Raw genomic sequence first — 13,698 nt, 5'->3', positions numbered from 1 at the left:
CATGCACGGCGAATCTCCAATCAAACGTCGCGAGTCCCGCAAGATCTGGGTCGGCTCGGTACCGGTCGGTGGCGATGCCCCGATTGCGGTGCAGAGCATGACCAACAGCGACACCAACGACGTGGCCGCAACCGTCGCCCAGATCAACCGCCTTGAAGCTGCCGGTGTCGACATCGTGCGGGTCTCGGTGCCGGACATGGACGCCGCCGAGGCGTTCGGTCGCATCAAGCAGCAGGTCAAGGTGCCGTTGGTGGCCGACATTCACTTCGACTACAAGATCGCCCTGCGCGTAGCCGAGCTGGGTGTCGATTGCCTGCGGATCAACCCCGGCAACATCGGTCGCGAAGATCGGGTGCGTGCGGTGGTGGATGCCGCCCGTGACCGCGGAATTCCGATCCGTATCGGGGTCAACGCCGGCTCCCTGGAAAAAGATCTGCAGAAAAAGTACGGCGAACCGACTCCAGCAGCGCTGGTTGAGTCGGCACTGCGCCACGTCGAGCACCTTGAACGCCTGAATTTCCAGGACTTCAAGGTCAGCGTGAAGGCGTCCGACGTGTTTATGGCCGTCGAGGCCTATCGCTTGCTGGCCAAGGAAATCATCCAGCCTCTGCACCTGGGGATCACCGAAGCCGGCGGATTGCGTTCAGGCACGGTGAAATCCGCCGTCGGCCTCGGTATGCTGCTGGCCGAAGGCATTGGCGATACCATTCGCATCTCGTTGGCGGCCGACCCGGTCGAGGAAGTGAAGGTCGGCTACGACATTCTCAAGTCCCTGCACCTGCGTTCCCGTGGCATCAACTTCATCGCTTGCCCGAGCTGCTCGCGGCAGAATTTCGATGTGGTGAAAACCATGAACGAGCTGGAAGGGCGCCTTGAAGACCTGCTGGTGCCGTTGGATGTCGCCGTGATCGGTTGTGTGGTCAACGGTCCGGGTGAAGCCAAAGAGGCGCATATCGGCCTGACCGGTGGTACGCCGAATCTGATCTACATCGACGGCAAGCCGGCACAGAAACTGACCAATGACAATCTGGTGGACGAGCTTGAAAAGCTGATCCGGCAGAAGGCGGCCGAAAAGGTCGAAGCCGACGCAGCGCTGATCGCTCGCGGCTAACCGAACGTATTTAAGGATTTTTTGTGAGCAAGTCTCTGCAAGCCATTCGTGGCATGAATGACATCCTGCCCGAGCAGACGCCCCTGTGGCGTTATTTCGAGGGCACTGTGGCGCGTCTGCTGGATAACTACGGCTACAAGCAGATCCGCATGCCGATCGTCGAATTCACCGAGTTGTTCAAGCGCTCCATTGGTGAAGTGACCGACATCGTCGAAAAAGAGATGTACACCTTCGAAGACCGCAACGGTGATTCCCTGACCCTGCGTCCGGAAGGCACTGCGGCGTGCGTCCGCGCGGTACTCGAGCACGGCATCACTGGCGGTGGCCAGGTGCAGAAGCTCTGGTACATCGGCCCGATGTTCCGTCACGAGCGCCCGCAGAAAGGCCGTTATCGCCAGTTCCACCAGATCGGTTGCGAGGTTTTCAACCTCGACGGTCCGGATATTGATGCTGAGCTGATCGTGCTGACCTGGCGCCTGTGGGGCGAGCTGGGCATCCGTGATGCTGTCAAGCTCGAACTGAACAGCCTGGGCACTGCTGAGGCTCGTGCACGTTATCGCGACGCGCTGGTGGCGTTCCTGTCGGCGCGCATGGACAAGCTGGACGAAGACAGCCAGCGTCGCCTGAAGACCAATCCGCTGCGCGTGCTCGATACCAAGAATCCGGACACTCAAGCCGTACTGGTGGACGCGCCCAAGCTGGCCGACTACCTGGACGAAGAGTCCCGTGTGCACTTCGAGGGGCTCAAGGCCCGTCTGGACGCCGCGGGTATCCCTTATGTGATCAACCCGAAGCTGGTGCGCGGGCTGGATTACTACAGCAAGACCGTTTTCGAATGGGTCACCGACAAGCTCGGCGCCCAGGGCACGGTGTGTGCCGGCGGCCGTTACGACGGGCTGGTCGAGCAAATGGGTGGCAAACCTACACCGGGTGTTGGCTTCGCCATGGGGATCGAACGTCTGGTGCTGCTGCTGGAAACCCTGGAGCAGATCCCGCAAGAAATCTCGCGTCAGGTCGACGTTTACCTCTGCGCCTTCGGCGAGGCTGCCGAACTGGCCGCACTGGCGCTGAGTGAGCGCGTTCGAGACCAATTGCCGAACCTGCGTCTGCAGATCAATGCCGGTGCCGGCAGCTTCAAGAGCCAATTCAAGAAGGCCGACAAGAGCGGTGCGTTGTACGCGCTGATCCTTGGTGACGACGAACTGGCCCAGCAAGTGGTAGGTTTCAAACCCCTGCGTGGCCAGGGTGAACAACAAAGCATAGCCTGGGATGCGCTCGCCGCGCACCTGGCCACCTGCATCGTGCAGGGTTGAAGCTGTCAAACAGCCGATTTAGCGAATAAGGAGTATTGGGGTGTCGAGTACCGAAGATGAACAGCTGGCGGAATTGAAAGACTGGTGGCAGCGCAACGGCAAACCCCTGGTGACTGGCGGCCTGTTGGCCTTGGTTATCGTGTTCGGCTGGCAGGCCTGGCACAAGTATCAGAACAATCAGTCGCAAGGTGCTTCGGTGCTCTATCAGCAACTGCTGGAAACCACCCTGACGCCAGATGGCAAGCCTGACGCCGCCCGGGTTGCAGACCTGGCCGGCAAGCTCAACAGCGAGTTCGGCGGTACTGCCTACGCGCAATACGGCAACCTGTTCGTGGCCAAGGTAGCCGTGGACACCGGCAAGCTGGACGACGCAGCGGCGCAGCTCAAAGCGGTGCTCGACAAGCCGGCGAGCCCGGCTCTGGGTGAAGTGGCGCGCCAGCGTCTGGCCCAGGTGCTGGCGGCGCAGAACAAGGCTGACGAGGCCTTGAAGCTGCTCGAGGGTGATGCCGACAAGGCGTTCCTGGCGACCCGCGAAGAACTCAAGGGTGATCTGCTGGTCCAGTTGGGCCGTGTGGATGAAGCTCATGCGGCATACCAAAAAGCCAAGGCGGCGCTCTCGGATGAGGCGGCGGTCGGTGGCTTACAAATCAAGCTGGACGACCTGGCCAAAGGGGATGCATGACGTGATCCGTTGGAAACATGCAGCATTGCTGGCCCTGGCCTTGTTGGCCGCGGGTTGCAGCAGCAACAGCAAGAAAGAACTGCCGCCGGCTGAACTGGTCGACTTCAAAGAAGAAGTGGTCCTGCAGAAGCAGTGGAGCCGTTCGATCGGTGACGGTCAGGGCGAAACCTACAACATGCTGGTGCCGGCGATCGATGGTGACACCATCTATGCCGCCGACGTCACTGGCGTTGTGGTTTCCATGGATCGCATGAACGGCGACGTCAAATGGAAGAAAGATCTCGAACTGCCTGTTTCCGGCGCCGTCGGCGTGGGTTACGGCCTGGTCATGATCGGCACTCTGAAAGGCGAAGTGGTTGCCCTGGATGCTTCCAGCGGTGAAGAGAAGTGGCGCTCCCGGGTCACCAGTGAAGTGCTGGCTCCACCGGCGACCAACGGTGACGTGGTCGTGGTCCAGACTCAGGATGACCGGGTGATTGGCCTCGATGCCAGCACCGGCAACCAGCTCTGGCTCTACGACAGCACTCCAGCGGTACTGACCCTGCGGGGCACCAGTGCGCCGTTGGCCACCAACCGTCTGGCCCTGGCCGGTCTCTCCACTGGCAAGGTGGTGGCGCTGGATATCCGCAACGGCGTGCCGGTGTGGGAGCAGCGTGTCGCTATTCCACAAGGCCGTTCCGAGCTGGATCGGGTAGTGGACATCGACGGCGGCTTGCTGCTGTCCGGCGGTACCCTGTACGTCGCCAGCTATCAGGGACGTGTGGTTGCCCTGGACCTGGAGAGCGGTCGTCCGTTGTGGCAGCGTGACGCTTCCAGCTATGCCGGTGTGGCGCAAGGTTTTGGCAGCGTCTATGTCAGCCTGTCGTCGGGCACCGTGGAAGGCGTGGACGAGCGTTCGACTACGGCCCTGTGGAGCAACGACTCCCTGGCCCGTCGTCAACTGTCGGCCCCGGAAGTCTTCTCCAGCTACGTAGCGGTGGGTGACCTGGAAGGTTACCTGCACCTGCTGAGTCAGGTGGACGGCCGTTTCGTCGGCCGTACCCGCATCGATAGCGACGGCCTGCGCGCTCGTCCGCTGGTGGTGGGCGACATGATTTATGTGTATGGCAACAGCGGCAAACTGGAAGCCCTGACCATCAAGTAATGGTTTGACTATGCTTGGGGTTGATTCCCCAAGCGGCCTTGTCTTGACAAGGTTCGCAGCACTTCAAGGTGCTGCCCCGAGCACCAGCCGCTGCCTCGCAGCGGCTTTTGTATTTTCGCAATTAACGCAGTGGAGAGCCGCATGGTTCCCGTAATCGCCCTGGTGGGCCGACCTAACGTCGGCAAGTCCACCTTGTTCAACCGCCTGACTCGGACTCGCGACGCCATTGTTGGCGACCTGTCCGGTCTGACCCGTGATCGCCAATACGGTGAGGCCAAGTGGCAAGGGCGTACCTATATTCTGATCGACACCGGTGGTATTTCCGGTGACGAACATGGCATGGATGAAAAGATGGCCGAGCAGTCGCTGCTGGCCATCGAAGAAGCTGATGTGGTGTTGTTCCTGGTGGACGCCAAGGCCGGGTTTACCGCGGCCGACCAGATGATTGGCGAACACCTGCGCAAACGTAACAAGACCTCCTATGTGATCGCCAACAAGGTCGACAACATCGACCCGGACATGGCCCGCGCCGAGTTCGCGCCACTGGGTATGGGCGATGCGATTCCAATCGCTGGTGCTCATGGCCGCGGCATCACCCAGATGCTGGAAATCGCCCTGAGCGAGTTCCCCAAGGATGACGCCGACGAGCCGGAAGAAGGCGAGGAAGAGATCGTCGCCGAAGGCGAGGAAGCCAAGCGCATTCCTGGTCCGAGCGAGAAAGACGGGATCAAGATCGCCATCATCGGCCGCCCCAACGTGGGTAAATCCACGCTGGTCAACCGCATGCTCGGTGAAGACCGGGTCATCGTCTACGACCAGCCCGGCACCACCCGCGACAGTATCTACATCCCGTTCGAGCGCAACGACGAGAAGTACACGCTGATCGACACCGCCGGTGTGCGCAAGCGCGGCAAGATCCACGAGGAAGTTGAAAAGTTCTCGGTGGTCAAAACCCTGCAAGCGATCAAAGACGCCAACGTGGTGATCTTCGTCATGGACGCCCGGGAAGGCGTGGTGGACCACGACTTGAACCTGCTGGGCTTCGCCCTGGAAGCCGGTCGGGCCCTGGTGATCGCCCTGAACAAGTGGGACGGCATGCAGCCAAGCGAGCGCGACTATGTGAAGACCGAGCTGCAGCGCCGGTTGTTCTTCGTCGACTTCGCCGATATCCACTTCATCTCGGCCTTGCACGGAACCGGCGTGGGCAACCTCTACCAGTCGGTGCAGAACTCCTTCAAGTCGGCGGTGACCCGCTGGCCGACCAGCCGCCTGACGCAGATTCTCGAAGACGCCGTTGGCGAGCACGCGCCACCCATGGTCAACAACCGTCGGATCAAGCTGCGCTACGCCCACTTGGGTGGTGCCAACCCGCCGCTGATCGTGATCCACGGCAACCAGGTGGAGAAGGTGCCCAAGTCCTACGTGCGTTACCTGGAAAACACCTACCGCCGTGTACTGAAGTTGGTGGGCACGCCAATTCGCATCGAGTTCAAGGGTGGCGAGAACCCGTACGAGGGCAACAAGAACACGCTGACCGACCGCCAGGTCAACAAGAAGCGTCGTTTGATGTCGCACCACAAGAAGGCCGACAAGAAGCGCCGCGACAAGCGCTGAGCGACCGGGATTTGTGTGGGTAAGAGGGCGCTTTATGCGCCCTTTTTCATGCCCGGTGTTTGGGCTATTCTCGGGACCTCCCGCGCCGTCGTAGAGCCGGGTGTTCAGCAGGGAATCCTCATGATCACCAGTAAGCTGCCGAATGTCGGCACCACCATCTTCACGCAGATGTCCCAGCTCGCGGTTGAAACCGGAGCGCTCAATCTGTCCCAGGGCTTCCCTGATTTCGAGGGTCCCCAAGCCTTGCGTGACGCGGTTGGACGGCATATCGCCAATGGCCACAACCAATACGCACCCATGACCGGATTGCCGGCCTTGCGCCAACAGGTGGCGGCGAAAATCGCTCGCAGCTATGGCGTCGAGGTCAATGCCGACAGCGAAGTGACCATCACCCCGGGCGCCACCCAGGCCATTTTCTGTGCCATCCAGGCGGTGATTCAGCGCGGTGACGAGGTCATCGTTTTCGATCCCTGTTACGACAGTTATGAGCCGGCAGTGGAACTGGCCGGCGGCCGTTGCGTGCATGTGCAACTGGGCCTTGATGACTTTGCCATCGACTGGCAGAAACTTGGCGAAGCCCTGAGCCCGCGTACGCGGATGATCATTCTCAACACGCCGCACAACCCCAGTGGAGCCTTGATCAGCCGTGCCGAACTGGATCAACTGGCAGCGTTGATCCGTGATCGCGACATCTACCTGGTCAGCGATGAGGTCTATGAGCACCTGGTGTTTGACGGTGTGCCCCATGTCAGCGTTTTGGCCCACGAGGAGCTGTATCCGCGGGCTTTCGTCGTCAGCTCTTTCGGCAAGACCTACCACGTGACCGGCTGGAAGACCGGTTATGTCGTAGCGCCACCGGCCTTGAGCGCCGAGCTGCGCAAGGTGCATCAATATGTCAGCTTCTGCGGCGTGACCCCTTTGCAGTACGCTCTGGCGGACTTCATGGCCGAATGCCCGGAACATGTCGAGCAGCTACCGGCCTTCTACCAGGCCAAGCGTGATCTGTTCTGCGACTTGCTGAGCCCTTCGCGCTTCAGCTTTACCCGGGTGGCCGGCACCTACTTTCAACTGGTGGACTATTCGCGGATTCGTCCAGACTTGAATGACGTCGACATGGCGACCTGGATGACCCGCGAACACGGCGTGGCAGCCATTCCGGTGTCGGTGTTCTATCAGCAGCCGCCCCAGGGGCAGCGTCTGGTACGTCTGTGTTTTGCCAAGCGCGAGGAGACGCTGCGTCAGGCAGCGGAGAAACTATGCGTGATCTGAGTGCGTTACCCGATCTGAATCTGGCGTTGATCCAGACCACCCTGGCCTGGCATGACCGCCAGGCCAACTTCGAGCATTTCGAGCAGTTGCTGGAGCAGGCCCGCGGTGCGGATCTGATCATCCTCCCGGAAATGTTCACCACCGGATTCTCCATGGAATCCAGCACCTTGGCGGAGGCGGAGAACGGCCCCACCAGCAAGTGGCTGCGCTGTCAGGCGAAGAAGCTCGATGCGGTGATCACTGGTAGCGTGATCATCCAGGCGGCGGACGGCAGCCATCGCAACCGCCTGTTGTGGGCGCGTCCCGACGGTGAAGTCTGGCATTACGACAAGCGCCACCTGTTCCGCATGGCCGGCGAGCACAATCACTTCACCCCAGGTGAGCGCCAGGTACAGTTCGAATTCAAGGGGTGGCGGATTCGTCCGCTGATCTGCTACGACCTGCGTTTTCCGGTGTGGAGCCGCGATGCCCAGGACACTGATCTGCTGCTGTACACCGCCAACTGGCCCGGGGCTCGGCGGCTGCACTGGAACCGCTTGTTGCCGGCCCGAGCCATTGAAAACCTGTGCTATGTCGCTGCGGTGAACCGGATAGGTACCGACGGCAAGGGCTTTGCGTATACCGGTGATAGCCAGGTGTTGGACTACCAGGGCGAGACCCTGCTCAGTGCCGGTGAGGCGGATGGGGTGTTCCAGGTACGTTTGAACGCCGGCGAGTTGGCGGCCTATCGAGCACGCTTTCCCGCGAATCTCGACGCCGATACCTTCATGTTCACCTAGAAGGATTGGGGCGCGGCTGCACACTTTTTTACAGGTTGCCGATATCAAGCTTCAGGGATGAAAGCCGATAGGACGGGCATTCAGGAGGAATCACTCATGACCACCATCAATGCCAATGTCGTCAATCCTTACCCGCTGTCCGCGCCGAAAGCCAAGATGGGGGAAGCCGAAGACACCAGCACCAGCCCGCTGGCGCCGGTGGCTGAAAACAAGGACGCCGAAGACCAGGAACTGCGAGTCAACTCTGCGGATGCCAGTATCGATGCGGTGAAAGGCGGAGGCGATCCGGTCAAGCAGCTGCAGAAGCAGATCGAACAGACCCAGAAGATCCTGGCACAGCAACAGGCGCAATTGGCCAGTGTCGAGAAGGGGCAGGCCAGCGATGAGCAGAAAGTCCAGCAAGTGATGGAGATCCAGACCCAGATCGCCGTAACCAACAGCACCTTGCAAGTGTTGCAGGCAGCTTTGTTGCAGGCCATGTTCAGCGTTGATGTGCATGCCTGAGGCACACACCGCCAGTTGTTAGCTCAAGGCCGGATACAAAAAGGTCCCGAGGAGCAGAACTCCCCGGGGCCTTTTTTATCAGGGCTGCTTAAGCGGCCTTGGCTTCCTGCTCGCTCAGGGAGCGGTTCAGGGCACTGAACAGCGCCTTGAAGCTGGCAGTGGTGATGTTTTCGTCGATACCAACACCGTGGACCGCACGCTCACCGTTGACCCGCAGTTCGATGTAGGCCGCAGCCTTGGCGTTGGTGCCCGCACCAATGGCGTGTTCGTTGTAGTCCATGATCTCTACAGGAATCGGCAGGCCGGCCACCAGGGCTTCCAGGGCGCCATTGCCCTTGCCGCGCCAGCTCAGGTTGGTTTCGCCCTGGCCCTTGCTCGACACTTCCACTTCCACGGCGCTGTGGCCGTTTTCTTCCTGCAGGCGATGGCTGACCAGCGCGTACGGGGTGTTGGCCTGCAAGTATTCGCTGTGCAACAGCGCGTGGATTTGCTGGGCGGTCATCTCCAGACCCAGGCGGTCGGTTTCACGTTGCACCACCTGGCTGAACTCGATCTGCATGCGGCGCGGCAAGCTGATGCCGTATTCCTGTTCCAGCAGGTAGGCGATACCGCCTTTGCCCGACTGACTGTTGACGCGGATGACCGCCTCGTAGCTGCGACCGATGTCAGCCGGATCGATCGGCAAGTACGGCACTTCCCACAAGCCATCGGCTTTCTGCTGGGCGAAGCCCTTGCGGATCGCGTCCTGGTGGGAGCCGGAGAAGGCGGTGTGCACCAGGTCGCCGACATAAGGATGGCGCGGATGCACGGCAATCTGGTTGCACTCTTCCACGACTTTGCGTACGCCGTCGATGTCGGAGAAGTCCAGTTCCGGGTTCACACCCTGGGTGTAGAGGTTCAAGGCCACGGTGACCAGATCGACGTTGCCGGTACGTTCGCCGTTGCCGAACAGGCAGCCTTCGACACGGTCGGCGCCCGCCATCAGGCCCAACTCGGTGGCGGCTACGCCAGTGCCACGGTCGTTGTGGGTGTGCAGGCTGATGAGCACGCTGTCACGACGGTTGATGTGGCGGCAGAACCACTCGATCTGGTCGGCATAGATATTGGGTGTCGCCACTTCAACAGTGGCCGGCAGGTTGAGGATCACCTTGTTGGTCGGCGTCGCGTTCCAGACTTCCACCACGGCGTCGCAGACTTCCTTGGCGAACTCCAGTTCGGTGGCGCTGAAGGTTTCTGGCGAGTATTCGAACTGCCATTGGGTTTCCGGCTGCTGGGCGGCGTATTTGACGAACAGCTTGGCCGCGTTCACCGCGATTTCTTTCACACCGGCCTTGTCCTGGTTGAAGACAATGCGGCGGAACGAAGGGCTGGTGGCGTTGTACAGGTGGACGATGGCTTTCTTGGCACCACGCAAGGATTCGAAGGTGCGGGCGATCAGGTCTTCACGGGCCTGGGTCAGCACCTGGATGGTGGTGTCGTCCGGGATGTGGCCGCCTTCGATCAGGGTACGCACGAAGTCGAAGTCGGTTTGCGAGGCGGCGGGGAACGATGCCTCGATCTCTTTCACGCCAACGGCCACCAGGGTCTTCCAGAAACGCAGCTTCTTGACCGCATCCATCGGCTCGATCAGCGACTGGTTGCCATCACGCAAGTCCGAGCTGCACCAGATCGGCGCGCGGGTGATGGTCTTCGACGGCCAGGTGCGGTCCGGCAAGTTGATGGTCGGGAACGCGCGGTACTTGGAGGAGGGGTCTTTGAGCATGGTCATGGAGAAATCCTTATGGTCCGGGCCGAAAAGAGGCGGCCTACCGGTGAGTCAAGAGTGAAGTGTTGACGCAGGGGGATGAGGCACCGCGATTCAGCCTGGCAGTCGTGCGCTGACGAGGCAGAGGCTCCGGTGTTGACGACGCTGAATGAGGGTGTGAGAGGTTTTCATGTGCTCAACCCTAACCACTGAGGTGAGAGATGGCAAGCAGTCGGAAAAAATTGAGAGGAATACTCGAAATCGAATCTATATCGAGATTTTATGCTGCCTATTCTTTGAAAGAATACTAACGATTGCGCAGTCGTGATGGGCTGCGCAATTCTCAGGGGAGGCCGGCTTGCCGGCGATCAGGGCTCGGGATCAGGGCTGAAACGCCCCGATGAAGATTGCCGGATCGACCCGGGCATCGTTCAGGCTGATATTCCAGTGCATATGCGGGCCGGTAGCGCGTCCGGTCGAGCCCACCTTGCCCACCACTGCTCCGCGAGCCAGGGACTGACCCACCTTCACGTCAATCTTCGACATGTGGCAGAACATGCTGATAAAGCCCTGGCCGTGGTCGACGAACACCGTGTTGCCATTGAAAAAGTAGTTGCCGGTCAGGATCACCTTGCCGGCTGCCGGAGTCTTGATCGGTGTACCTGCCGGCACTGCGAAGTCCAGGCCGGCGTGGGGATTGCGCTCCTCGCCGTTGAAGAACCGGCGCACCCCGAACTTGCTCGACAGCGGCCCGTTCACTGGCTTGTCCAGCAGCAGGTTGCTCGGGGTGTTGGGGCTGAAACTGCGATAGGCACGGAGTTGCTCTGCCAGTTCTCCATCGATGCGTTTCAGGTCTGCCGGGTTTGGATTGACCTGGCGCTGGTTCTTCAGGGTGATGTGCTGCTCGGGGTATTTTTTACTGCCCACCACGAAGTTCAGGCTGCGGTTGCCGGCGCTGATTTGCTGGGTGCCTGGCTTGACTGTCAACGGGATACCGACAATGGCCAGCCAGTTGTTCTGCTCCTTCACCACCAGCACGGGTTTACCCTGGTAGCTGACCTTGGGCGCCTGGGCTGCGCTGCCCAGGTCCACTACCGCCACGCCACCAGGCACGGGTTTGTTCAACAGGCGAGTGATGTAGCTGTCGGCGTTGGCGTTGAAGGCCAGGCACAGCAACAGCAGGGAAGTGAGAAAGCGCGGCATGGATCAGTCCAGTAGAGAAAGAGTGACAGGCGTCAGGTGGTTGTCTTCGACTCGCACCTGCAGTTCACCTTCGCCCAGGCGGGCGGTGAGGCGCTGGCCATTGCGGGTCTGAGCGGCAGTGCGGATGGCATGGCCGCGGTCGTCCAGAAGAATGCTGTAGCCGCGTCCCAGGGTGGCCAGGGGGCTGACCACATGCAGGGTTTGCATCTGACTGTGCAACTGCAGGCGTCGGGCTTTCAGACCTTCGCGCATGGCTCGGGGCAGGCGTTCGGCGAGGCTGTCCAGGCGCTGGCGCAATAGGGCCAGTTGTCGTCCCGGATGCTGGGCGCCGAGGCGGGTTTCCAGGCGGATCAGGCGCTCGCGACGGGTATTGAGGTTGCGCTCGAAGGCCCTGCGCATGCGCATATCCAGGTCATCCAGGCGTTGTGCCTGCTGGCGCAGGCGTTCGCCGGGATGGCGCAGGCGGCGGGCCAGACCGTCGAGGCGCAAGCGGTCGCGCATCAGCCGGTCGCGGATGCGCATCACCAGGCGGCGATGCAGGCTGTCGACGCGGTGTTGCAAGTCACTGGCGTCGGGTGCCAGCAGTTCAGCGGCTGCGGAAGGGGTGGGGGCCCGTACGTCAGCGACGAAATCGCTGATGGAGACATCGGTTTCATGGCCGACGGCGCTGACGATCGGCGTCACGCAGGCATCCACCGCCCGGGCTACCGCCTCTTCGTTGAAGCACCAGAGGTCTTCCAGAGAGCCGCCGCCCCGAGCCAGGATCAAGGCATCGAAGCCTCGGGCATCGGCCAGTTGCAGGGCCCGGACGATCTGCGCCGTGGCTTCGCGACCTTGCACGGCAGTGGGGATCAGCGTCAGTGCCACCTGGGGCGCACGGCGGCGGAACACGCTGATGATGTCGCGGATTACCGCGCCAGTGGGGGAGCTGATAATGCCGATGCGTTGCGGATGGGCCGGTAACGGCACTTTGCGTTCGGCACTGAACAGCCCCTCGGCGCTGAGCTTTTCCTTGAGTGCATCGAAGGCCAGGCGCAGGGCACCATCACCGGCGGGCTCCACGGTGTCGAGAATCAGTTGGTAGTCGCCGCGCCCCTCGAACAGCGAAACCTTGCCCCGGACCTTGACCGCCAGGCCGTCCTTCAGTGCCTGGCGGACCCGCGCGGCGTTCTGCCGGAACAGCGCGCAACGCACCTGGGCGCCGCTGTCCTTGAGGGTGAAGTAGACATGGCCGGAAGCCGGGCGAGCGAGGTTGGAGATCTCGCCTTCGACCCAGATATTGCTGAACACGTCCTCGAGCAGCACCCGGGCGCGGCCGTTGAGCTGGGTGACAGTGAGGACCTCGCGGTCCAGGCCGAGTCGTGCAAAGGGATCTTTAATCATGGGGCGCAGTTTAAGGGGCTGTCAGTCCATGGAACAACGCAATTCGATTGCCAATGATTGCGCAGTTGTTCGACAAACTGCGCCACCAGCGGTGTGGGGGCTTGCCGATAGGCGAGGGCGACGGTGCTCTGGCAATCGCTATCGGCCAGAGGCAGGAAACGCACGTTGGCCGGGGCGATGTCCTGCATCGATTCGGGCAGCAGGGCAACGCCGAAACCGGCCTGGATCAACTGCAATTGAGTGGTCTTGCGTGACATCACTCGCGCCGCTTTGGGAAAGAAACCCTGGCTCATGCACAGCTGTGCCGACAGGTAGCTCAAGCCCCCACGCTGGGGATGGGGGATGGAGATAAAGGCTTCGTTGCGTAGTTGTGCAAGCTCCACGCCGTGGGCCGGTGGATCAAGGGCCAGGGGATGCTGCGGCGGCAATGCCAGCAGCAGGGGTTCGCTGAACAAGGGCACGATTTGCACTCCCTCGCATTGGCGCAGTACCGGCAGGCGCAGCAGGCCAGCATCCAGCCGGCCTTCGGCGAGTTCTTGCAACTGCGCCTCGGACGACAGCTTGACGATGTCCATCGAAGCGCCGGGGCACGCCTGTAGATACTCGCTGATGCCTCCAAGCAGACGGCCGCTCATGGGCACGGTGCTTGAGTGACTGAGGCGCAGAGTGCCCAGTTGCCCCTGGCCGACCTGGGTGGCCAGCTCGGCGGCCTTGTGCAGTTCGCTCAGCAGGTTGCGTGCCTTGGGCAGGAAGGCTTCACCGGCGGCGGTCAGCCGAGGCTGGCGGGCAGTGCGTTGGAAAAGTGGGGTTTGCAGCTGGCTTTCCAGTTCCTTGATCTGCCGGCTAAGGGCTGATTGGGCGACAAACAGGCGTTCTGCCGCAGCGCTGAAGCTGCCGCATTCGGCGATTTCCACGAAATAGCGCAGTTGACGGGTTGAAATCACAAGGCATG

Annotated in this window: 12 protein-coding genes; 8 read left to right on the top strand and 4 right to left on the bottom strand. The window is 61.2% G+C overall.

Annotated features, from left to right (window positions below):
- Position 1 precedes the first annotated feature (1 nt).
- The 8 genes from ispG (at position 2) to WIN67_RS24540 (ending at position 8,416) form a co-directional block, all read left to right on the top strand.
- Entirely contained in the window at positions 2 to 1,111 is a 1,110-nt protein-coding gene (gene ispG / locus WIN67_RS24575; protein WP_016968333.1) for a flavodoxin-dependent (E)-4-hydroxy-3-methylbut-2-enyl-diphosphate synthase, read from the top strand.
- 23 nt (positions 1,112 to 1,134) lie between these two features.
- Entirely contained in the window at positions 1,135 to 2,424 is a 1,290-nt protein-coding gene (gene hisS / locus WIN67_RS24570) for a histidine--tRNA ligase (protein WP_102860401.1), read from the top strand.
- Between the two features lie 40 nt (positions 2,425 to 2,464).
- Entirely contained in the window at positions 2,465 to 3,106 is a 642-nt protein-coding gene (locus WIN67_RS24565) for a tetratricopeptide repeat protein (RefSeq protein ID WP_102860402.1), read from the top strand.
- Positions 3,099 to 4,250, top strand: a complete 1,152-nt coding sequence (gene bamB, locus WIN67_RS24560; RefSeq protein WP_102860403.1) for an outer membrane protein assembly factor BamB — start codon at positions 3,099 to 3,101, stop codon at positions 4,248 to 4,250. Before WIN67_RS24565 ends, bamB begins: the two co-directional genes overlap by 8 nt.
- A gap of 141 nt (positions 4,251 to 4,391) precedes the next feature.
- Entirely contained in the window at positions 4,392 to 5,864 is a 1,473-nt protein-coding gene (gene der / locus WIN67_RS24555; protein WP_011063203.1) for a ribosome biogenesis GTPase Der, read from the top strand.
- A 120-nt stretch (positions 5,865 to 5,984) separates the two neighbouring features.
- Complete coding sequence (locus WIN67_RS24550) at positions 5,985 to 7,133, top strand: pyridoxal phosphate-dependent aminotransferase (protein WP_339070146.1); 1,149 nt, start codon at positions 5,985 to 5,987, stop codon at positions 7,131 to 7,133.
- Positions 7,121 to 7,912, top strand: a complete 792-nt coding sequence (locus tag WIN67_RS24545; RefSeq protein WP_339070145.1) for an amidohydrolase — start codon at positions 7,121 to 7,123, stop codon at positions 7,910 to 7,912. The genes WIN67_RS24550 and WIN67_RS24545 overlap by 13 nt, the downstream gene beginning before the upstream one ends.
- 96 nt (positions 7,913 to 8,008) lie before the next feature.
- Complete coding sequence (locus WIN67_RS24540; protein WP_102860406.1) at positions 8,009 to 8,416, top strand: hypothetical protein; 408 nt, start codon at positions 8,009 to 8,011, stop codon at positions 8,414 to 8,416.
- A gap of 88 nt (positions 8,417 to 8,504) precedes the next feature.
- Here WIN67_RS24540 and leuA read toward each other — a convergent pair whose 3' ends face one another.
- The 4 genes from leuA to WIN67_RS24520 form a co-directional block, all read right to left on the bottom strand.
- Entirely contained in the window at positions 8,505 to 10,184 is a 1,680-nt protein-coding gene (leuA, locus tag WIN67_RS24535; protein ID WP_102880803.1) for a 2-isopropylmalate synthase, read from the bottom strand.
- 357 nt (positions 10,185 to 10,541) lie between these two features.
- On the bottom strand, positions 10,542 to 11,363 hold the full coding sequence (locus WIN67_RS24530) for a M23 family metallopeptidase (RefSeq protein WP_110597130.1): 822 nt from the start codon (positions 11,361 to 11,363) through the stop codon (positions 10,542 to 10,544).
- Between the two features lie 3 nt (positions 11,364 to 11,366).
- Positions 11,367 to 12,746, bottom strand: a complete 1,380-nt coding sequence (gene xseA / locus WIN67_RS24525) for an exodeoxyribonuclease VII large subunit (protein ID WP_102860409.1) — start codon at positions 12,744 to 12,746, stop codon at positions 11,367 to 11,369.
- Complete coding sequence (locus WIN67_RS24520) at positions 12,743 to 13,690, bottom strand: LysR family transcriptional regulator (RefSeq protein ID WP_339070144.1); 948 nt, start codon at positions 13,688 to 13,690, stop codon at positions 12,743 to 12,745. Before WIN67_RS24520 ends, xseA begins: the two co-directional genes overlap by 4 nt.
- Positions 13,691 to 13,698 lie beyond the last annotated feature (8 nt).

The sequence above is a fragment of the Pseudomonas idahonensis genome, from assembly GCF_037903935.1.
GTDB lineage: Bacteria > Pseudomonadota > Gammaproteobacteria > Pseudomonadales > Pseudomonadaceae > Aquipseudomonas > Aquipseudomonas danubii.
Note: the sequence above shows the minus strand (reverse complement) of the source record. Positions and strands in the feature narration are given on the sequence as shown.